This is a genomic window from Natrinema thermotolerans, assembly GCF_031165565.1.
Classification (GTDB): domain Archaea; phylum Halobacteriota; class Halobacteria; order Halobacteriales; family Natrialbaceae; genus Natrinema; species Natrinema thermotolerans.
On record NZ_CP101873.1, the window covers coordinates 1549978 to 1569258 of the forward strand.

Annotated in this window: 15 protein-coding genes, 3 tRNA genes, 1 other RNA gene and 1 pseudogene; 3 read left to right on the forward strand and 17 right to left on the reverse strand. The window is 66.2% G+C overall.

The window, feature by feature from the left end:
• Nucleotides 1-140: 140 nt before the first annotated feature.
• The 5 genes and pseudogenes from NP511_RS08055 to NP511_RS08075 form a co-directional block, all read right to left on the reverse strand.
• Nucleotides 141-910, reverse strand: a pseudogene (locus NP511_RS08055) (DUF6920 family protein).
• A 171-nt stretch (nt 911-1081) separates the two neighbouring features.
• Complete coding sequence (locus NP511_RS08060; RefSeq protein ID WP_049965582.1) at nt 1082-1927, reverse strand: hypothetical protein; 846 nt, start codon at nt 1925-1927, stop codon at nt 1082-1084.
• 363 nt (nt 1928-2290) lie between these two features.
• Nucleotides 2291-2365, reverse strand: a tRNA-Ile gene (locus NP511_RS08065).
• A gap of 95 nt (nt 2366-2460) precedes the next feature.
• On the reverse strand, nt 2461-3045 hold the full coding sequence (locus tag NP511_RS08070) for a MogA/MoaB family molybdenum cofactor biosynthesis protein (RefSeq protein WP_006649950.1): 585 nt from the start codon (nt 3043-3045) through the stop codon (nt 2461-2463).
• A gap of 164 nt (nt 3046-3209) precedes the next feature.
• Nucleotides 3210-3282: transfer RNA gene (locus NP511_RS08075), tRNA-Asn, on the reverse strand.
• 95 nt (nt 3283-3377) lie between these two features.
• On the opposite strand from NP511_RS08075, the gene cca reads away from it, so the two are divergent.
• Nucleotides 3378-4778 (forward strand): CCA tRNA nucleotidyltransferase, encoded by a 1401-nt coding sequence (gene cca, locus NP511_RS08080; RefSeq protein ID WP_049965581.1) that lies wholly within the window; start codon nt 3378-3380, stop codon nt 4776-4778.
• 9 nt (nt 4779-4787) lie between these two features.
• Here the strand turns inward: cca and NP511_RS08085 are convergent, their stop codons facing one another.
• The 3 genes from NP511_RS08085 to NP511_RS08095 form a co-directional block, all read right to left on the reverse strand.
• The gene (locus NP511_RS08085) at nt 4788-5822 is read right to left on the reverse strand and encodes a histone deacetylase family protein (protein WP_049965580.1); all 1035 of its coding nucleotides are present in this window, start codon (nt 5820-5822) and stop codon (nt 4788-4790) included.
• A 4-nt stretch (nt 5823-5826) separates the two neighbouring features.
• Nucleotides 5827-6258 carry a histone family protein gene (locus tag NP511_RS08090; RefSeq protein WP_006182678.1) on the reverse strand — a complete coding sequence of 144 codons (432 nt, stop codon included), beginning with the start codon at nt 6256-6258 and terminating at the stop codon, nt 5827-5829.
• 66 nt (nt 6259-6324) lie between these two features.
• Nucleotides 6325-7812: a single-stranded DNA binding protein gene (locus NP511_RS08095; RefSeq protein ID WP_049965579.1), complete on the reverse strand. Its 1488-nt coding sequence runs from the start codon at nt 7810-7812 to the stop codon at nt 6325-6327.
• A gap of 277 nt (nt 7813-8089) precedes the next feature.
• Between NP511_RS08095 and NP511_RS08100 the strand changes: the two genes are divergently transcribed.
• Nucleotides 8090-8162: transfer RNA gene (locus tag NP511_RS08100), tRNA-Arg, on the forward strand.
• Nucleotides 8163-8167: 5 nt separating this feature from the next.
• On the opposite strand, the gene NP511_RS22950 is transcribed toward NP511_RS08100, so the two are convergent.
• The 3 genes from NP511_RS22950 to rnpB form a co-directional block, all read right to left on the reverse strand.
• Nucleotides 8168-8326, reverse strand: coding sequence for a hypothetical protein (locus tag NP511_RS22950; RefSeq protein WP_425608231.1), 159 nt, complete (start codon nt 8324-8326; stop codon nt 8168-8170).
• Nucleotides 8327-8643: 317 nt separating this feature from the next.
• Nucleotides 8644-9039 carry a hypothetical protein gene (locus NP511_RS08105; RefSeq protein ID WP_049965573.1) on the reverse strand — a complete coding sequence of 132 codons (396 nt, stop codon included), beginning with the start codon at nt 9037-9039 and terminating at the stop codon, nt 8644-8646.
• 85 nt (nt 9040-9124) lie between these two features.
• An RNA gene (gene rnpB, locus NP511_RS08110) (RNase P RNA component) lies at nt 9125-9496 on the reverse strand.
• A gap of 213 nt (nt 9497-9709) precedes the next feature.
• Here rnpB and NP511_RS08115 point away from each other — a divergent pair.
• Entirely contained in the window at nt 9710-10309 is a 600-nt protein-coding gene (locus NP511_RS08115; protein WP_006649945.1) for a TIGR00296 family protein, read from the forward strand.
• A gap of 63 nt (nt 10310-10372) precedes the next feature.
• Here NP511_RS08115 and NP511_RS08120 read toward each other — a convergent pair whose 3' ends face one another.
• The 6 genes from NP511_RS08120 to NP511_RS08145 form a co-directional block, all read right to left on the reverse strand.
• The gene (locus tag NP511_RS08120; RefSeq protein ID WP_049965572.1) at nt 10373-11536 is read right to left on the reverse strand and encodes a nicotinate phosphoribosyltransferase; all 1164 of its coding nucleotides are present in this window, start codon (nt 11534-11536) and stop codon (nt 10373-10375) included.
• Between the two features lie 38 nt (nt 11537-11574).
• A complete protein-coding gene (locus NP511_RS08125; RefSeq protein WP_049965571.1) occupies nt 11575-13023 on the reverse strand; it encodes an Hvo_1808 family surface protein in 1449 nt (482 codons plus the stop codon).
• A gap of 69 nt (nt 13024-13092) precedes the next feature.
• Nucleotides 13093-14760, reverse strand: a complete 1668-nt coding sequence (locus NP511_RS08130; protein ID WP_049965570.1) for an Hvo_1808 family surface protein — start codon at nt 14758-14760, stop codon at nt 13093-13095.
• Nucleotides 14761-14837: 77 nt separating this feature from the next.
• Nucleotides 14838-15860 (reverse strand): SDR family oxidoreductase, encoded by a 1023-nt coding sequence (locus tag NP511_RS08135; protein WP_049965569.1) that lies wholly within the window; start codon nt 15858-15860, stop codon nt 14838-14840.
• 2 nt (nt 15861-15862) lie between these two features.
• Nucleotides 15863-17377 carry a vitamin K epoxide reductase family protein gene (locus NP511_RS08140; protein WP_049965568.1) on the reverse strand — a complete coding sequence of 505 codons (1515 nt, stop codon included), beginning with the start codon at nt 17375-17377 and terminating at the stop codon, nt 15863-15865.
• A 5-nt stretch (nt 17378-17382) separates the two neighbouring features.
• Nucleotides 17383-19266, reverse strand: a complete 1884-nt coding sequence (locus NP511_RS08145; RefSeq protein WP_049965567.1) for a glycoside hydrolase family 15 protein — start codon at nt 19264-19266, stop codon at nt 17383-17385.
• Nucleotides 19267-19281 lie beyond the last annotated feature (15 nt).

The window sequence follows — 19281 nt, forward strand, 5'->3', positions numbered from 1 at the left end:
GCTTCGCTTGTCGGCCTGATCCGTGCCGTTCGAGTCGACTCACAGACCGTCATGGGCTGTGACCGCCTCGTGCAGTGTCGGTGGACGAAGGGGGAGTCATTGTCCGGTATCGGATTCGGACGAGGCAAAGAGAGTCAGGGTCATCGGTTACGTCCACGACAGGAACGAAGTTCGTCGTACTGTATATCCGTGACCCTTCCCTGCCATGCGTGTACGTCACCGTCCGGAAGGTGCCAAACGACCTCCCCCTCTGTTGGCACGGTCACGCCGTTCTGTGTCTCGTAGTTCCGCCAGTAACCGGACCAGGGCATCAGTTCGTAGCCATCGTCCACGCGTCGATATCGATCGGCGTAGACCCTGGTCACCTCGTCGTCTTCGTTGAACGAGAACGGAAGGGAGGCTGATACTCCCCGTCCTCGACGGTCGCTTTTGCCGTACTGTCATCGATCGACTCCCACTCGATACCCGCTGCGGGAAGGAGCGCAGTCGGATACCAGACCGCCTCGGCGAGATAGCGCATCAATTCTGCTTCTTCTAACTCCGGACTCGAAGTGGCGCTGTCGAGTGGGATGACACCGAACAGGGACACGCTCGCAGTGCCCTCGCGGTCACAGAACAGGTCACGGACGCGCAACGAGAGAAGCGGGGCGAGTCTGATCGACGCGTCCCAGTAGAATCCCGGCGGATCTACGGTGGCGTGCTGTGTCGCGGTGAACGGCTTCCACGGTGACGACGCATCACCTAGGCGCAGTTTACCGGTCTGTTCGAGTCGGACCTGGTCAACATACGGTTGTCCCTGTGGGAGTACATTAGTCAGGTACTCACGGACAGGGCCAGGTACTCCTTCGACGTCGTCGTCCGTGAACGCCGCCTCGAACCCACTGTTCGCGGACTGACGAAGTTCGTCCACGCGCGGGCCGTCTCATGCTGGCGCCAGACGGTTCCGGCGAGAGCGACGATGAAGAGAGCGACGGACACACTGATAATGCGTTTGAGAATACGTACGTATCGCATAGGTACAGGACCGCGGCCCGCGTCTTAAGCGTATTTCACGGACAGTCGTCGGATACCCGAGGCCCATCTACGATGTTCTTTCCCGGACCGGGTTGGACTCAGAACCGATCGCCATCAGAAATCGACCCATCAGCCACAGACTGATAGCCGTTAGCGTTCCGAAGATGAGTATCTGGGGCAGCGGCACAGCCTGCCCCTCGAGGGTCATGAAAACGATCATTGCGAGGACGGCGCCACCGAGTGTGGCAATCTTCACGAGCAAAACGGCGGTGAACGCGTATGCCCAGGCCCGACGGTTCCAGAGCCAGTAGGCTGTCAGAACAAATGCAGGGACGATGATGCCCAGATCCAGCGAATAAATAACTGCGGTAGGGAGTTCCGCCTCGCCGATGGCCAGCGGCGACGTCCCCTCAAGGGTCGCCGGCAAAATCTCCGAGAGCCATAGCAACGAGACCAAGACGGCCAGCGAGAGCTGGAAGGCGACGTAGGGGCGAACGGACGCCTTGCCTAGGTCGCGTTTCAGCGTTGCTGCGTCGAGTCGAACCATCCCACCGACGAACGTGAACAACGTCAGCCAGAGCAACGTCGTGTACACGAGGTACAGTTCGTTGAACGCGGTCATGAAGGCGTACGAGGCGTAGGTGTACAATAGGTAGCCAGTCACGCCGAGCCAAATGACGTAGCCCCGTAGCGACCCACGGTTCGCGTAGTACAGCGAGATAGCGAGAGCTGGGACGCCAACCACGAGCGTTAACAGGTCTTGCCCGTATATCTGGGGGAGCAATACTGGGTGATCGCGGTAGAAGTTCGGGACGAACAGTCCGACGCTGGTGGCAACTGTCGTCAGCACCAGCGTCGCGAGCGATGCGAGCCGGTACGATCGGGGGATCGGTGACTGGGACACGTCTACCATTTCAGTTGTAACTCCACCTGGTGTCGCAGTGAGCCAGCACGGTCTTCGACAGAGGCAATAAGAGGACGTTGCATTCGGTATAGGGCTTCATCTCCCGAAACGATCGTCCTAAGACACTGTATACGTACGGGTATGAAGATCGAGAATTGCTTCGAAGATAGCCGTCTCAGACCCTGCAAGTCATGGCTGATCATTGGGCCGAAGCCGACAAAATAACGAATATCTCCGATTTAAGGGTTAAGCGTGTGGTCTCCAGTAATCATTGCCCCGACGGATTCGAATCCCGGTCGGAGCAAAGTACCTCCCTGCTTCGAATCAATAGGGAGTCATTCTGTGCTGCGAGCAGACGCGAGCAGCACTCCATGGGCCCTGACGGATTCGAACCATCGACCACTCGGTTATGAGCCGAGCGCTCTCACCGGACTGAGCTAAGGGCCCTCCAGTCGGGACCAATCGTGCGCACTAATTAACGTTTGCTGTCCGGTCCGCTCGAGGGAAACGTAGGGGATCCAACTGCCCGGTGGACGTGCCGGCTACTCGTCTCGGTACTCCGCGAGCGTTTGATCGGTCGCCCCGGTCCGATGGCGAGTCGCCAGTCCCGCGAGGTGTGGCGCTTCGGGGACGATCAGTTCCTCGCAGGCGGTTTCGCAGGCGCTTTTGCTACCGGGCAGACAGAAGACCGGCGTGTTGACGGCGATACCTGCGGTCGCGCGTGATGCCATCGCCCGCGTGCCGACTTCGTCCCAGGAGAGCGAGCGGAACAGTTCACCGAAGCCGGGCAGTTCACGTTCGAACAGGGACGACGTCGCTTCCGGCGAGACGTCGTCGACGGTGACACCGGTCCCGCCAGTGGTACAGACGACGTCGATGTCCTGACGGGCGACCAGCCGCCGGACGGCGGTTCGGATCGCCGAGTAGTCGTCTCGGACCAGTAGTCGGGCTCGGACCTCGTGGCCGTCGCCCTCGAAGCAGTCACGGATAGTGTCTCCGCCCGGGTCGTCAGGATCGTCTTCGCGTGCGCGCGAACTCGAGACGGTAACGATGCCGACGTGGAGCGGGTCGATGAGGTCGTGGCCGTGGTCGTCGGTACTCCGGCGATCGTCGTGATCGGCGGTCATAGGTACACATGGCTGGCGGAGGTGGTTAATCCCTCCCCCGAAGGCAGGGTTATGCATCGGCTGCCATCGCTGAGACGCAGGGAGTGCATCTGCGCCATGCTCCGGCGGGCGACTACGACCTGCGAGGAGAGTCGATGCTATCGATCACGGCGTTGGGAAGAAGACGCCGAAGCCAGGACTCGAACCTGGGACAACCTCGTTAACAGCGAGGTGCTCTACCATCTGAGCTACTTCGGCCTATCCTCCGATAGTCGGGTGTATTTGATAGGGCTTTCGTTTTGCCTGCAGCGGGTTCGACACCCTTTCACGCACCGCTCGAGTACGCTCGGTCGATGAGCGAGGAGGACGCTGACCGGGACGGACCCGAGGATGGAGACGGAGATCGCGATCTCGAGGCGGTACTCGCCGAGGTTCGTGATCGCGTGACCCCCGACGAGGCGGAACGGACGCGGCTTCGCGAGGTCGCCGACCATCTCATCGACCGGGCCGAGGCCGCGGCGACCGAGCGCTGTGACGGGGCCGACGTCTTGCAGGTCGGCTCGACCGCCCGGAACACCTGGATCGCCGGCGATCGCGACATCGACATCTTCGTTCGGTTTCCGCCGGAACTCGACCGTGAGACTCTCGAGGAGTACGGCCTCGCGGTCGGCCACGCGACCCTGCCGTCGGGCCACGAGGAGTACGCCGAACACCCCTACGTCAAGGGCGAGGTCGAGGGGTTCGATATCGACGTGGTCCCTTGTTTCCGGCTCGAGTCCGCGACGGAGATTCGGTCGGCCGTCGACCGCACGCCGTTTCATACGCAGTATCTCCAGCAATGGCTCGACGACGAGCTTGCGGGGGACGTTCGGCTCACGAAGCAGTTCCTCAAGGGGATCGGCGTCTACGGGAGTGACCTCCGAACGCGGGGGTTCAGCGGCTATCTCACGGAACTCCTCGTGTGTGAGTACGGCGGCTTTCGACCGCTGCTCGAGGCCGCAGCGGACTGGCGGCCGCCGGTGGAACTCGATCCCGAGGACCACGGGACGAAGACGTTCGACGATCCGTTGGTGATCATCGATCCGACCGATCCCGAGCGCAACGTCGCCGCCGTCTGTTCGGCGGCGAACGTCGCCCGGTTCCAACACTACGCCCGGGCGTTCCTCGAATCGCCGCGGTCGGCATGGTTCGAGCCGGAGACGGTTGCGCCGCTGACCGAAGCGGAGCTGCGCGACCACCTCGAGCGCCGGGGGACGACCCCCGTCGCCGTCCGTTTCGACGCCCCGGACCTCGTCGAGGACCAGCTCTATCCACAGCTCCGGAAGTCACTGGAGGGAATCACGCGAGGGCTCGACGATCGTGGGTTCGATGTCTTCCGGGCGACGACGATGGCCGACGGGACCGCTGTCGTCTTCGTCGAACTCGCAGTGAGCGAACGGCCCGGGGTCGAGCGCCACGAGGGGCCACCGGTCCACGTTCGTGACCATGCCGACGGGTTCTACGGCGCCTACGCGGACGATCCCAAGTCGTACGGCCCGTTCATCGAGGACGACCGGTACGTCACCGAGCGCGAGCGGGAGTTCACGACCGCCCGCGAGTTCCTCGAGAGCGACCGGCTCTTCGACGTGGGACTGGGCGCACACGTCGAGACGGCGCTCGAGGACGGATACGAAGTGCTGGTCGGCGAGGAGGTCACGGCGTTGATCGCGACGTTCGGTGCGGAACTCGCGGCCTATTTCGAGCCGCGACCCTGAGCCGGATCGCTAGTAGTGATCGTCCAGTTCGACGTCGAGGTCGTGTGCCTCGAGGACGTCCTCAAGGGTCGATTCGGCGTTGTCGTCGGGCTCGTCGTCGGGCTCGATCGGTTCGCGGCCGTCGAAGGTCTCGTGGACCATCGCGACGCTGTCGGCGAGGACGTCCAGGCCGTATCCTCCCTCGAGAATGAAAGCAAGCGCGGCGTCGGTATCTTCGGCGAGGGTTCGAACCCGGTCGCTCAACAGGGCATAGGCCTCCGTCGAGAGTCGGATCCTCGAGATGGGGTCGTGACGGTGGGCGTCGAAGCCCGCGCTGATCAACAGGAGGTCGGGATCGAAGTCGGTGAGTGCGGCGGCAATTGGGCCGTCGACGGCGGCGAGATACTCGCCGTCGTCGGTACCGGCCGGCATGGGAATGTTCATCGTCGTCCCCTCGCCGTCGCCCGCACCGGTCTCGTCGATATCGCCGGAGCCAGGATAGAGCCCCTGTTCGTGGAGCGAGACGAAGAAGACGTCACCGCGGTCGTAGAAGATGTCCTGCGTGCCGTTGCCGTGGTGGACGTCCCAGTCGATGATCGCGACCCGATCGACGTCGTAGGCGTCGTGATCGAGTGCGTGCTGGGCGGCGACGGCGACGTTGTTGACGAAGCAAAACCCCATCGCGTTGTCGTAGACCGCGTGGTGGCCCGGCGGACGCCCGATCGAGAAGGGCGTCTCGCGGCCCGTCGCTCCCTCGAGGGCTTCTTCGGCGGTCCAACAGGCTAACCCCGCACTCCGGGCGGCCGCGTCCCACGTTTCCTCGACGGCGGTGGTGTCGGGGTCCCAGCTGCCGCCGCCGTCAGCACAGAACTCCCGGACCGACTCGAGGTACTCGCGCTCGTGGACGGTCGCCATCGCATCGAGGTCGCAGGGGTCGGCCTCGACGTACTCGACGCCGTGTTTCTTCTGCAGCCGTTTGCGGATCGCCCGTAGCCGGTCCGGCGACTCGGGGTGGCGCGAACCGGGATCGTGTGCGAGACAGATCTCGCTGTAGCCGAACTGCATCTGCTCACTCGAACAACGAGAAGTAGGTCTCGATGTCGTCGTCGGTGATCGTTCGCCGGTCGGCGTGGCGCGCGAGGATCGCCGCCGCGCGGGCGACGTTGTCGGCGTAGTCCTCGAGAATGTCGGCCAGTGCCACCCGGGCGTCCATCGAGACGCGATATCGGTCGTCGATCTCGAGTCGCGCGATGCGGTCGACCGGTGCGACCGGTAACTCGAGGTCGTCCTTGTCGACAACGCGTTCGACGCCGAAATCCTGGGCCATCAGCGTCTTGCGCCCGTCCGCCGTCGCCTCCTCGGCGGCGTCGATCGCGAGTTCGCTCCCGTGTTCCTGGATCCGCGTTGCGAGTTCCTTCGACGCGTCGGCACTCACCCGAAGATCGCCCGCGTTCCGCCGGATGATCGTATCCACCGGGGCGAACGGGAGTTCGACGTTCATATATTCATAGGCGAAGCTAACTCCCTTAACGCTTTTCCTAGGCGCTCGATGAGGTTGCTCGCGACCTCAGAACACGTCGTTTGCCTCGAGGCGGCCGTCGCGGACGACCCCTCGGGCGGTTACCTCCTCGCCGAGCCCGACGTCGACGTCGGTCGCGACGCTCATGGTCGTCTCTCCATCATCGAGGACGACCGGGCTCCCGGCCTGCACGACGACGCCCGTGAACTCGAGTTCCTCGCCGTCGGTCGGCTCGTCGGAGGCGACGGCAGCGCCGTCGGTGGCGGCGGTTTTAGCCGCCGCGTCGCCGGACTCGCCGTCACCAGTCGAGTCCGCCGTACCGGTTCCGTCGGCCGCGGTCTCCTCGGCCGCGCTTCCGTCGCCGGCGAACGCGGAGAGGCCCGCGTTCTCGTCGCTCGAGCCGTCGGCCTCCCCCTCGCCGGCCGCCCCCGAGTCGGACTCGAGGACCGTCACCGTCGACTGCCAGCCCGCGGAGGCCTCGAGGTCGTCCTGCCAGCCGTCCTGAATCTCGACGTCGCCTAACGCGACCTCGTCGCCGGGGCCGATATCGATATCGGCTTTCTCGCCCCACAGCGCCACGCGGATGTCGTCGGTCGCGTCCTGAACGCGGACGTTACGGACCTGTCCCTCCGAGCCGTCGTCTCGGTCGAAGGTCCGCTTTGGGTCGGCCGAACGGACGACGCCGGCGAGATCGACCGTTTGACCGATCTCGATGTCTTCGATGGGCGTACTCTCCGGGACGTACTCGACTTCCTCGTCGACCTCCTCGACCGCGCCGCGGTTGCCGACGTGCAACTCGAGTTGGCCGTCGCGTTCCTTGACGTAGCCGTCGACGACCTCGACGGTCGTCCCGGCCTCGAGTTCGGTCGCGAGGTCGGCCCGTTCGTCCCACAGCGTGACGCGGATTCGGCCGGTCGAATCGCCCAGCACGAGGTTCGAGACCTTCCCCTCCGAGCCGTCGTCGCGGTCGAAGGTGCGGACGCTGTCGGTATCGAGCAGCAGACCGACCAAATTGACGTTCGAGAGGCCGAGCGAGAGGTCCTCGATGGCGTAGGTGTCGGAAACCTGCACCTCGACTTCGGTGTCGTCGTCGGGTTCGACGTCGTCGACGCTGACTTCGACGCCGGAAAAGCCCTCCTTGGGACGGCCCTTGATCCGGAGGACCTGTCCCTCCTCGAGTTCCCCGATCGCGGCCTCGGCGTGGTCGTCCCAGAAGGCGGCCCGCACCGAGCCGGTCTCGTCGGCGACCTCGACGTTGACGACCTGGCCGTCCTCGTCCTCGCCGTCGCGTTCGAACGTTCGTTTCTCGCCGATCGAGATCACCTTGGCGACGAACTTCGCCTCCTCCATGCCGGGCTCGATGTCGGCGATCCCGCCGACTTCGCTCTCGCCGATCTCGTGAGCGATGAGCATCGCCGCCGTCTCCTCGTCCGCGAGCCCACCCATCTGCTCGACTTTCTGCTCGACGGCCTCGCGAAACTCCTCGAGGGAGACGTCGGCCTCGAGGTCCTCGTATACGCCCTCGATATCGCTCATTCTATGCTCGTGCATGGGTAGCCCGCGCATAAGCGTTATCCATTCGGCGTCCCGGCCAGGCCCGGACGGCGGCCGACGATCCGGCTCCGTCGGTCGATTCTGATCGCGTCGAACCGCCGCGGTCGACCGCTCGCTCGAGGGGGTGCCAGTGGGGAGTCACGCCCTCGACTGGCCCCGGTTCTGTATATAAACCTTCACGTGCAGACCATGTGAATCAGGGACGACGACGGGGGCCTTTCGAAAGGGCTTTAATGTTCACCGGGGTATGAAGAGATGAGTCCTGATAGGGTAGTGGACTATCCTCTTGGCTTGCGGAGCCAGGGACCGGAGTTCAAATCTCCGTCAGGACGCTCACTTATCGCGGATGCTTCACGTTGTTCAGCATCCGCTCTCGTGTTCGGTCCTGACGTGCCTCACGCTCGCTATCGCTCGCGTGAGACTCCGTCAGGACGCGTTTCTGCCGACACCAAACCGCGAGCGGAGCGAGCGGCTGGTGTCGGCGAAACTCTAACACGGAGATTTGAGCAGGGAAGTCGTGGTTCGAAAGACGCCAAAGGCGTCTTTCGTCATCAAGCGAAACCTTCGGTTTCGCGGACCTCGCGAATCTTCGATTCGCTCAGTCACGAGAGAGCGAAGCTCTCTCGAACGACAGCGCGACCGAAGGGAGCGACCGTCTTCCCGTGTTCAAATCTTCGGAACGTCTCCGACGTTCCGTGCCCAACGCTCGCTAGCGCTCGCGTTGGACTCCGTCAGGACGCGTTTCTGCCAAGACAACCCGAGAGCGAAGCGAGCGGCTGATGTCGATGAAACGTGTCCGCGGAAATTGGCGAATCAACTCGAGCGAACCGTCCGATAGCCGTCGACGGCTTCAGTCAGGACGTAGCCGACGATCGTCACGCCGATAACGGCCCGTCCGATCGTCCTGAGTTTGATCGTTGCGATGGTCTGCTCACCGTTAACGGCGAGTGCGGCACCTGCGACGAGGAGGATGATGAGAACCGCGAGATATCGCCATCGTGCGGACGGTGGCACGTCGCTGCCCTCGTTTCGGAGCGCGAGGTACAGATGGCCGCCGCCGAGTGCGATCCCGTAGAACACGAGCAACATTGCGATTTCCACCATGTCTGAGTTGAACTCGAGGACATACGCCACAAAACCAGCTACGAGTAACCCCATGAACGCCAGCAGTATGGCTCCGAGATAGACGACGACTTCGCGGCTGTTCATATCAGAACCGAGCGTGACAGCGAATAAATAACTTCTGTCAGAGGTTTCTGCGAGGATAGCGACCGCTCGAGGGCGAAAACAGGGTGAGAGGAGTAAGCCCCCTTCTGTTCGGCCCGGCATTCGGCTGAGCGTCCGCGCCGTCCGCGGCGGTGCCGCGGGGCGTTCGGGCTACCACGGCGCGGACTTGCACCGGTGAGGGTTCGCCGTTCCATCGTTCCTCGGCCGTCCGTGAGCGGTCGGCCGTGACGAACACGACCTGTGGTTTCGAACCACGTCACTGCGACCGCCGCCCTCTGCGGGTCAACTCTCCTTCCTCTCGGTCGGATTCGCACGCGTCATCGGTCGGGCCGAGACGTGTCGTTTCTGTTCCAGAGCCAGCGGTCTCCCGCTCCGGACTTGCGTCCGGTCACCTGCCCGAACAGGTGGGGGGACTTTCCTCGCGGGCGTGGCGCATCTCGAAGAGATGGGCCACGTTAGAGCGTGATGCATCCCGTCGGGATGGATCACGTTGGGTGGTCATACCGTCACCGGTACGACCATCGCGGCGGCCGGGCTCTCTCTCCCACTGGGTATAGGCTCGTGGGGCGAATAAGTCCCCCGATCGGGGTCTCAAAAACCACCCAGTGACGAATGGAAGCGTTTTAGGACGACTATCCCCTTGTCCATCTGTATGTCCCAGCGACAGGGCGTCGACCTCTCCTACGAAGACGGGGCTCGCGCGGTCGAACTCGCGCGAGAATCCGTCGAATCCTACGTACAACACGGGCAACGAGAACAACCGGGCAGTATGCGCGAAGCCTTCTACGAGCGGACCGGGGCGTTCGTCCGCCTCGAGTCGACCCGCGGCCGGGGGAGCCTGCGGGGCTGTGCGGGCGGCTACCACTCGGACGACCAGCTCGGCCACGTCATCGTCGACGCGGCCATCGAGGCCGCCAGCGAGGACTCCTGTGGCTCCGAGGTCAGCCCCTCGGAGCTGCCGAACCTCACGGTGTCGGTCTGTACGGTCAAGAGCGTCGTCCTGACGGACGATCCGCTGGCCGACCTCGAGTTGGGGACCCACGGCGTCGCCATCGACGGCGGCGAGGGCGGCTGGCTCTACCCGACGGTACCCGTCGAAAACGACTGGAGCGCCCGCGAGTACCTCGATCGGACCTGCCGGAAGGCGAAGCTCGCCCCGGGGGCCTGGCAGAACGACGACGTCGTCGTGACGCTGTTCGAGGGGCAGGTCTTCCGCGAGCGCGAGGCCGACGGCAGCATCGAAGAGATCTAGACGCCACGTTGTTTTCCGCCGCTCGATCCGTCTCGAACGCACAGCGACGGCTGTCGTCCGGAACTACTCCTCGAGTGTCGAGCCGAAGTCGACGGCAGCGGCGTCGGTCAGACAGCGATCGGTCGCCGCCTCGAGGTCGAACTCCCGGACGACCTCGCCGTCCCGGACCAGCGGCTCGAACAGCGACTCGGCGTCGTCGGGTGCCTCGCGATCGGCCAGCGCGACGTGGTGGCCGCCGTCGGGGGTTCGGGAAACGTCTTTGACCCCCGACAGCTTGCCGCGCTTGGAGATCGGCTCGCCCTCGATCTCGACGATGTCGAGGCTGAAGTCGACCGAGTCCGCGCCGGTGATGTGGCTTCCGACGCCGAAGCCGTCGGCGACGTCCCGTAGGTTGCGAATCGTCTCGGGCACGAGCCCGCCGCTACAGAAGACGTCGACGTCCTCGTGGCCGCGGGCGTCGAGTTCCCAGCGGACCTCGCGGATGATGTGGCGGAAGTCGCCCCGGCGGGATCCCGTGGTGTCGATCCGGACGCCGTCCAAGTCGTCGCCGAGCGTCTCGGCGGCCAGCAGGCTCTCGCTTTTCTCGTCCCAGAAGGTGTCGACCAGCGCGATGCGGGGCACGTCCTCGCCGACGGCCTCGTCGAAGGCCGTCCAGGCGTCGGCCTGGTTGCCCTCGCCGAAGCAAAACATGAGCGCGTGGGGCATCGTGCCGCCGGCCTCCCTTCCCAGGATCTCGCCGGCCGCGACGTGGGAGAAGCCGTCCAGTCCGGCCAGTAGCGCGGCCCGCTCGACCGTCGACGCGATCGAGGGGTGGACGTGGCGCGCACCGAAGGAAAGCACCAGCGAGTCAGGCGCGGCCACCCGCGCCTCGAGCGCGGCCGTCGCGAACCCGCTGGGCTGGGAGAGAAAGCCAAGCAGCGCGGTCTCGAGTGCGGCGAACTCGAGGTAGGGACCCTCGATCCGGCAGACGGGGCCGCCGTCGAACAGTTGGCCGTCGGGGAGCGCGTCGACGTCGACGTCGCGGCCCTCGAACAGCGTCGCGACGTCTTTCACGCCGGTGAAAACGTCGAAATCGCCGGTCGGGAACTGATCGGCGGTGACTTCGGCGACGACGTGTGGGTTCTTGTCCGCGTGTTCGAGCGTCGCCCGGGTCCGCTCGAAGTAGGCGTCGGTGGCTTCCCCCGCGAGAATCGCGTCCGGGGGAACGGTGCCGAACGGGTTTGACATATCGTCGGTTTCCCGTGGGAGACAAAAAAACTGCCCGTCTACGGCGCCGCGACGGTCGCCGGCGAGACCGAGGGAGCGGCGGCCGACAACGGTCGGTCCGCCGCCTCGAGCGACGGCGTTGGCCGCGTGTCCGTTTCCCTGGGGCGGATCGCCGTGAGTGCGTCGACGGTCGGCGCGCCGACGATTTCGACGCGGTCGTCGGTGACGGAGACACGATACGCGCCGTCGAACGACTCGCCATCGGGAATGCGGTAGACGCCGTCGCCGGCCGTCCGGACTCGTTCGGCCCCGCGTGTCTCGAGGAGTCCGCGGTAGGCGTCGGCGAACTCGCGTGCGTCGGCCGAACTGTCCCACGCGAGCCGCCAGACGTGGCCCGTCCGGTCGGTGTCGTCGGTCGCCTGATAGACCTGCAACCCGTCGCCGGCCCAGCCCGCGGTCGCCGGATGGCTGTAGTTGTACGGCGATCGCTCGCCGGCTCCGCGGGTGAGCGGCCGGTCGACGACGCCGTTTGCCCACAGCGTCGCGAACAGCGTCGCCTCGCCGATCGTCTCCGTTCGCGGCTCGCCGTCGTCCGAGACGGGGTCCCAGCCGTCGCTCGAGCGATCCGTCAGTTCGACGGAAACCGGCTCGGTGTCGGGATACCGCTCGGAGTGGAGCAGCTGTGCGGTACTCCGGGGCGGATCGTCGTGAGCGCGATCGACGGCCGCCCACCCGCCACGGTCGTGGAGATCGGCGACGAACGGCGGCCCCGCGGCGTAGGGAGCGTAGATCGAGAGGAAGAGCCCGGCGTTGAACGGCCGCCGGGTGAGCGCCTCGCCGCTGGCTGCCGGCGGCTGTGGGTCCGGTAGACACTGCCACGCCGCGCCACAGCGTCGATCGTACCGAGCGGGAACGTAGCCCGCCTCGCCCTCGAGCAGCCCGTTCTCGGCACGTAGGCCGTCGATCGTCTCGCTCTCGCGGCCGATGCCGAAGTGCTGGTCCTGCAGGGCGTGGGTCAGTTCGTGGACCAGCGTCCGCCGGTCGATCCGGATCTCGTCGGCGTCGTCGGCGATGATGACGATCCGATCGTTCACGTAGTAGCCCTGGATCGAATCGGCATAGAGGTCGTCGAACGCCTGGTCGACGTCGGTCTCGCCGTCGACGAGAAAGGCACCGCGCCAGACCTCGTTTCGGAACGCCGAGCCGTTCCCGCGGGTCGCCCCTCGCTGGGCGCGGTACTCCTCACGCGTAACGATCTCGAGGTCGACGTCGCGCTCGTACTTGAGCCCGCGAACGACCTCGATCCGCGCCATCGAGCGGTATTTAACGGCCTCGAGTTGGGATTCGGTGAGGCCGTCGCTCGTGTCGAACGAAAAGACGTCGTCGTGGGCGTAGTCGTCGACGTAGCCGAGGTCGCGATCGGTGTCGAACCCGTCGGAGGTGCCGGGCACGGCACAGCCCGAGAGGACGACGAGCGCGAGGACGGCGAACAGCCGCACTCGAGACATTGGGTGGGTATTCGGCGACGCGATCAAAGAGTCATCGGTCGGGGGGCCGTACCGGGATCCGCCCGAGGGTCAGTTCCGTCCATGGCCGGCGGCGACGCGGGCGACAACCGCCGCCAGTGCGAGCGCGATCGCCGCGACCCCGACGCCGAAGCCGGGAACGGTCTCGGCTCCCTCCTCGAGGGTCAGGAGTTCGTTCTCGCCTGCCGGCGCGGCACCGGCCTCGACGTTCGGCAGCTCCGCGACCGACGGCGCGCGGACGATCGTCACCGTTCGGCCGTCGCGCTCGAGGTAGTACGCGCCGGCGTAGCCGCCGTCCTCGATGACGGCGGTGTCCTGTCGGTCCTCGACCGATTCCGCACCGTGGGTCGCGAGCAACTGACCGTAGGCGTCGACGAACTGCTCGGTGTCGTCTACCGTGTCCCACTGTGTCCGCCAGACGTAGCCGGCGTCGCCGGCCGCACCGGGGCCGCTCGCGGCGTCGGCGTCGTCGTTCGTGTAGACGACCAGTTCGTCGCCGGCCCAGCCGTCGGTGGCCGGCTGGTCGTAGTCGTACTCCCCGGTGCCGCCCCGGAAGAAGTCGTCGGCGCTGATCACCGACTCGCGGTTCCGATCGACCGTGTCGGCAGCGAACATCGCAACCATCCCCGCCTCGCCGACGGTGTCGTTGGCTACCTCGCCGTCGATCCTGAGCTGTCGCCAGTCCTCGCTCGAGCGGTCCGGCACCGAGACGGTCGCCGGTTCGCGGTCGGTTCCGGGGTGGATCACCGCCGACGTGGTCGTCGGCGGGTCGTCGTAGGCGGCGTTGACCGCGGACCAGCCCGGCCCCTGCTCGCGCAGGTGGTCGACGTAGTCGGGGCCGTCGCTGTAGGGCTGGTAGATGCTGAAGTAGATCCCCCAGTTGACGTCGCCGACGCCGCCCTGCCCACCACTACCGCTGGGCGTGAGACAGTCCCAGTCGGTACGACACCGACGCTCGTACTCGTTTTCGACATGACTGGCGTCGCCCTCGACGAGGCCGCTTATCCCGGTATCGCTGTCTTGGGTCGTCCCCTCGAGCGACTCGAGATCGAACCGCTGGTCCTGCAAGGCGTGGACGAGTTCGTGACCGAGCGTGAGTTCGTCTAACTCCGGCGTCTCGGGGTTGTTCGAGACGATGACGATCTCGTCGGTTTCGGGGTCGTAGTAGCCGGCGACGGAACCGCCGTAGACCGACTTCGTCGAGTTCATCGCGTCGGTGTCCCGGTCGACCATAAACAGCGCCTCGTACCCGACGTTGCCCTCGAGACGGTCGGCGTCGGTGACATTGGTAAACCGGTCGTCGTTGGTTTCCTGATACTCCGAGCGGGTGACGACATCGACGTCGACGCCGTCTTCGAAGGTCAGGTTCCGGATCCGCTCGACGCGGGCCATCGACCGGTAGACGACGGCGTCGAGTTCGGACTCGTCGACGACGGCGTCACTGCGGTCGTCGACCGGTAGTTCGTCGTCGTACCAGTAGCCCTCGACGTAGCCGACGGTGTCCTCGGTCGAGGGGTCGGCGGGGCGGTCTGCCTGCGGTTCCGTCACTGCGCTCGAGGCAGCGATCGACTCGGTGGCGGGCGAAGCATCGATCGCGCTACTCGAGTCGGCAGTCGGGGTCGTCGCTACGACCGGTCCGGCGACCCCGCCGGTTACCAACACTGCGGCGAGGACGACTGCGAGGAGGGCGACGGACGAACGGGCGGAGGTCGATCTCATACGATGTGATAGCTATCCGTTTGAACAGGAATGTAAAAAGGACAATGGTTACGCCGCGCGCCCGCCGACGCGGGCGGTCACCAGTCGGTATCGCGCGAGACGAGTCGGCGGCCGACGACCGCGCTCGCGATCGCGACCGCCAGCCCGACGAGCAGGGCGAGCGCCCGCCGATGCATCGACGCCTGGAGCTGGTAACTCCGGTCGCGCGCTCGGTCGGCGAACGGACCGTGCGCACCGAAATCGCCCGCCACCGGCTCGTGGAGGTTGTGTTCCCGGTCGGGATCGGTCGGCTCGTCGGTCAGCTGGGAGTCGTAGCCGCCGCTGGCGAGGTAGTTGTCGAGCCGTCGCGGGATCAGACGGTTCCCGAGAATCGCTTTCACCGTCGACCGCCCGACCCACAGTTCGTCCTCGCCGCTGTCGACGGTCCACGTGATCGCTCGAGCCGCGACCTCGGGCTGATAGATCGGCGGCACGGGCTGGGGCTGTTTCGGCATCCGGCTCTTCGACCACTCGAACTGCGGGGTGTTCATCGCGGGCATCTGCACCATCGACAACTGCACGTCACAGTCGTCGTGGATGAGTTCGGTCCGGACGGACTCGGTGAAGCCCTGGATCGCGTGTTTCGCGCCGCAGTAGGCCGACTGGAGCGGGATGCCGCGATACGCCAGCGCCGAACCGACCTGGACGATCGTCCCCTCGTCGCGGGGGCGCATCCGCTCGAGGGCGACCTGCGTGCCGTAGACGTAGCCGAGGTAGGTGACCGCGGTGACGCGGCGGTAGTCGTCGGCGGTCATCTTCGCGGCCGGCGAGAACACCGACACCATCGCGTTGTTCACCCAGACGTCGATCGGGCCGAACGCGTCTTCGACCGTCTCGGCCGCGGCCTCGACCTCGTCGTAGTTCGAGACGTCGGTCGGGACGACGACCGCCTCGCCGCCCGCGTTCTCGACGTCTTCGCGCGCGCCCTCGAGACCGTCCTCGCCGCGTGCGAGGAGACCGACCTTCGCGTTCCGTTCGGCGAACGCGCGAGCGGTGGCTCGCCCGACGCCGGCCGATGCACCCGTGACGACGACGACTTCGGAGTCAGTGGATCCTGCCATCGTTAGCTACTGAGTGGGTTGAGCCGATCGAACGTCCGGAGGGTTGCATACTCCTCCCAGCCGCCGTAGCGGTCCTCGAACGAGCCCCGCGGGACGCTGAGCAGCACCACGAGCGCCCCGGCGACGCCGGCGTTGATCGCGGCGAGCGTCGGGACGCCGTCGAGCAGCCACGGGGCGACGGCGACCCACGCGGCCAGCGGCACGTTCAAGAATCGGACCGCGCGAGCGGGCTCGGCGGTCGCGATCACGGTGAAGGAAACGATCAGCGAGCCGGCGAGGTGGCTGCTGTCGGCCATGAGTCCGGTCGTTCCGAAGACGGTCGGCGAGAGCATGAGCCACGCGCCGAGCGCCATCGCTCCCAGCAGCGTCCACGGGGTCGAGACGCCCCAGAACGGCTCGCTGGCGGGACGGTCGTCGATCTCTCTCATCGCGTTCTCGCTTACGCCGGCCTCGTCTTCAGGGAACGTTCCACCCATCCAGAACGCGGTCCAGAGGCTGTCGCCCTGTCGCATCAGCCGGACGAGGAACTGCCCCATCGCGACGACCTCATCCACGGTCAGCGCGATCATCCAGAGCATGCCGAAAGCCGAGAGCAGACAGAGCGTACACCAGGTCCCGACCATGATCGGCTGACTGATGACAAGCAGCACCTGGACGAAGCCCAGCGGGATGACGACGACACCGAAGAAGGCGACCATCCACGGCATCGTCCGCCACCGCCGACGGTCACCCATGAAGCCCATCAGGGCCTCGACGGAGTAGGCCACCGCGCCGAGACCCGCATCGGAGACCGGGAACGCCTCCGAGACGCTCGAGGTCAGTATCGCCGCGGTTCCCGGATCGTACAGCGGGTCCCAGACGCGCTCGATGTAGCCCAGTTGGAAGGCAGCCATGTACCACGAGGCGAAGAAGCCGAAGATGCCGAGCGCGATCAGCGGCGCGCGTTGGGCCCCCGTCGAGGGGTTGTACGACCAGCCCGGCGGGATCGTCGGGCCGTCCATCTCGGAGCGCATCACGATCAGCACCGAGAACGTGATCACCATGGTCCCGACGAGCGCGTTGTTTGCGTACGCCGCGGCCGTCGGGGCCCAGAACGCGATCGGCGCGAACACGAGCCAGAGACCGACGAAGCCGTTGGCGTAGTTGGCGTAGCCGCTCTCGCGGTAGATCGTGAGCCCGGCCAGCGCGATCAGGAGGAGCCCGCTGACGACGCCGTTCCAGACCATCAACGCGCTCCCGTAGTTCAGGGCCGGTGTACTCGCGACGAGCCAGATACCGAGCGAGATGACGGCGTACTGGACCCAGGTCTCCTTTACTGGATGTTTGAGCATCATCTCGCCCGGCCGCATCGAGTCGCCGCCGTCGCCGTTTCCGTCGCCACCGTCGTTTGCGCCGCTCCCGTTCGAGCCGTCCGCTCCGCTTCCGTCGCCGTCGTCGGGTCGCGAACGGCGCTCTCGCGCGTCTGTCGTCACCGCAGTCGATTCCTCGCTCGAGTCGTTGGTGTTGTCGTCGCTCATTGGTCTCACTCGTCGTCGTTCGATCGCCGGACGATCTCCGTCTCCGAATCGAGGCCGTCAGCCTCGCTCCCGAGCGGTGCCGGCGACGCGTCGCCCGAGCCGGTCGCGTCCGCCAGGTACAGCGCGCCGTTGAGCAGCCCGATGTGGCTGTAGGCCTGCGGATAGTTGCCCCGTTGTTCGCCGGTCTCCTCGTCGATCGCTTCGGACAGCAGGCCGAGCGGACTGGCGTACTCGAGGACCGACTCGAAGCGGTCGCGGGCCTCGTCGGTCCGCCCGGCGAGCGCGAGCGCAGTGACGAGCCAGAACGAACACACGACGAACGGGCTGTCGACCCCCGGCAGGCCGTCGTCGCCCTCGTAGCGCCGGACGAGTCCGTCGTCGGTCGCCAGCCGGTCCAGCGTCGCGTCGATCGTCCCCCGGACGCGGTCGTCGTCGGGCGGGAGGAACCCGACGACCGGAACGAGCAGGTTCGCCGCGTCGAGCGTGTCCTCGTCGTCGAAAGCGCGCACGAAGCTGTTCGTTCCCTCGCTGAACCCCCGCTCGAGGATCGCCTCGCGGACGTCCTCGCGACGGGCCCGCCAGCGCTCGAGGGGCGCGTCGACGCCGTCGGCGGCCGCGGCGAGTTCGATCCCGCGATCGAGCGCCGTCCAGCACATCACCTTCGAGTAGACGAACTGCTCGGGGTCGCTCCGTACCTCCCAGATCCCGGCGTCGGGGTCGTCCCAGCCGTCGCAGACGTACTCGACGAAGTCACGGACCACCGCCCAGTCGTCGGCCCGGATCGGCTCGCCGTAGCGGACGCTCTCGTAGATCGCGAGGATCAACTCGCCGTAGACGTCGAGCTGGTGTTGCTTCCGGGCCGCGTTGCCGACGCGAACGGGGGCCGAACGGCGGTAGCCCTCGAGGTGATCGAGGACGCGCTCCTCGAGGTCGGCCCCGCCGTGGAGGTCGTAGACCGGCGGCACGTCGGCCGGGTCGTGGTGCCGACAGTGGTCGAGACACAGCCGGAAGTACGACCGCGCCTCCTCGAGGTGGTCCAGTTCGGCCAGCGCCCGGACGGTGAAGGCTGCGTCGCGGATCCAGTTGTAGCGATAGTCCCAGTTGCGGACGCCGCCGACGTCCTCGGGCAGCGAGGTCGTCGGGGCCGCACACACAGCGCCCGTCTCGCGGTGAATCAGGAGTTTGAGGACGAGCGACGACCGGACCGCGAGGTCGTGCCACCGGTCGCCGACGGGACGCTCCCCGCCGTCGCAGTCGTGGACCCAGTCGCGCCAGTAGTCGATCGTTCCAGCGAGTGCCTCCCGATACCGCGACGGTTCGAAGGCGATTCCCTCGCCGTACCCGAGCGCGAGCCAGCGCGTCTCGCCGCCCGCGAGCGTCGCGGTCGCGGTCGCTCCGGGGCCGTCGCTCGCGGGCTCGAGCGGGAGGTCGCTCGCGAGGGCGGCCCGCTCGTCGTCGCCGGTCGCGACGACGCCGTCGGCCGTCGACTCGATCTCGGGCACGTCCCGCGCGTAGTCGAATCGGGGGTCGAACTCGATCGCGACCTCGAGCGGGCCGTCCTCGCAGTCCAGTTTCCGGTAGACGGCGGGCGGCCGGTCGTCGGCGTCGGTGACGGGCACGAAATCGGTCACCGTCGCCGCGCCGCCGGCGGTCCGGAACGTCGTCTCGAGGACGTTGGTCCGATCTCGGTAGCGCTGGACGGACTCGAACGACTGCCGGGGGCGGACGGCGAAGCGGCCGCCGCGGTCGGCATCGAGCAGGGCGGCGAAGACGCTCGGCGACTCGACGTGGGGCAACGGACACCAGTCGATCGAGCCGTCGCGGCCGACGAGGGCGACCGTGTTTCCGTCGCCGATCGCGCCGTACTCCTCGAGGCGTTCGTACTTCATGATCGGATCGAAGGG

Bases quoted from the DNA above. Each gene is read 5' to 3' on its own strand.
- NP511_RS08060 (WP_049965582.1), bottom strand. From the start codon at position 1,927: ATGGTAGACGTGTCCCAGTCACCGATCCCCCGATCGTACCGGCTCGCA.
- NP511_RS08070 (WP_006649950.1), bottom strand. From the start codon at position 3,045: ATGACCGCCGATCACGACGATCGCCGGAGTACCGACGACCACGGCCAC.
- cca (WP_049965581.1), top strand. From the start codon at position 3,378: ATGAGCGAGGAGGACGCTGACCGGGACGGACCCGAGGATGGAGACGGA.
- NP511_RS08085 (WP_049965580.1), bottom strand. From the start codon at position 5,822: ATGCAGTTCGGCTACAGCGAGATCTGTCTCGCACACGATCCCGGTTCG.
- NP511_RS08090 (WP_006182678.1), bottom strand. From the start codon at position 6,258: ATGAACGTCGAACTCCCGTTCGCCCCGGTGGATACGATCATCCGGCGG.
- NP511_RS08095 (WP_049965579.1), bottom strand. From the start codon at position 7,812: ATGAGCGATATCGAGGGCGTATACGAGGACCTCGAGGCCGACGTCTCC.
- NP511_RS08105 (WP_049965573.1), bottom strand. From the start codon at position 9,039: ATGAACAGCCGCGAAGTCGTCGTCTATCTCGGAGCCATACTGCTGGCG.
- NP511_RS08115 (WP_006649945.1), top strand. From the start codon at position 9,710: ATGTCCCAGCGACAGGGCGTCGACCTCTCCTACGAAGACGGGGCTCGC.
- NP511_RS08120 (WP_049965572.1), bottom strand. From the start codon at position 11,536: ATGTCAAACCCGTTCGGCACCGTTCCCCCGGACGCGATTCTCGCGGGG.
- NP511_RS08125 (WP_049965571.1), bottom strand. From the start codon at position 13,023: ATGTCTCGAGTGCGGCTGTTCGCCGTCCTCGCGCTCGTCGTCCTCTCG.
- NP511_RS08130 (WP_049965570.1), bottom strand. From the start codon at position 14,760: ATGAGATCGACCTCCGCCCGTTCGTCCGTCGCCCTCCTCGCAGTCGTC.
- NP511_RS08135 (WP_049965569.1), bottom strand. From the start codon at position 15,860: ATGGCAGGATCCACTGACTCCGAAGTCGTCGTCGTCACGGGTGCATCG.
- NP511_RS08140 (WP_049965568.1), bottom strand. From the start codon at position 17,377: ATGAGCGACGACAACACCAACGACTCGAGCGAGGAATCGACTGCGGTG.
- NP511_RS08145 (WP_049965567.1), bottom strand. From the start codon at position 19,266: ATGAAGTACGAACGCCTCGAGGAGTACGGCGCGATCGGCGACGGAAAC.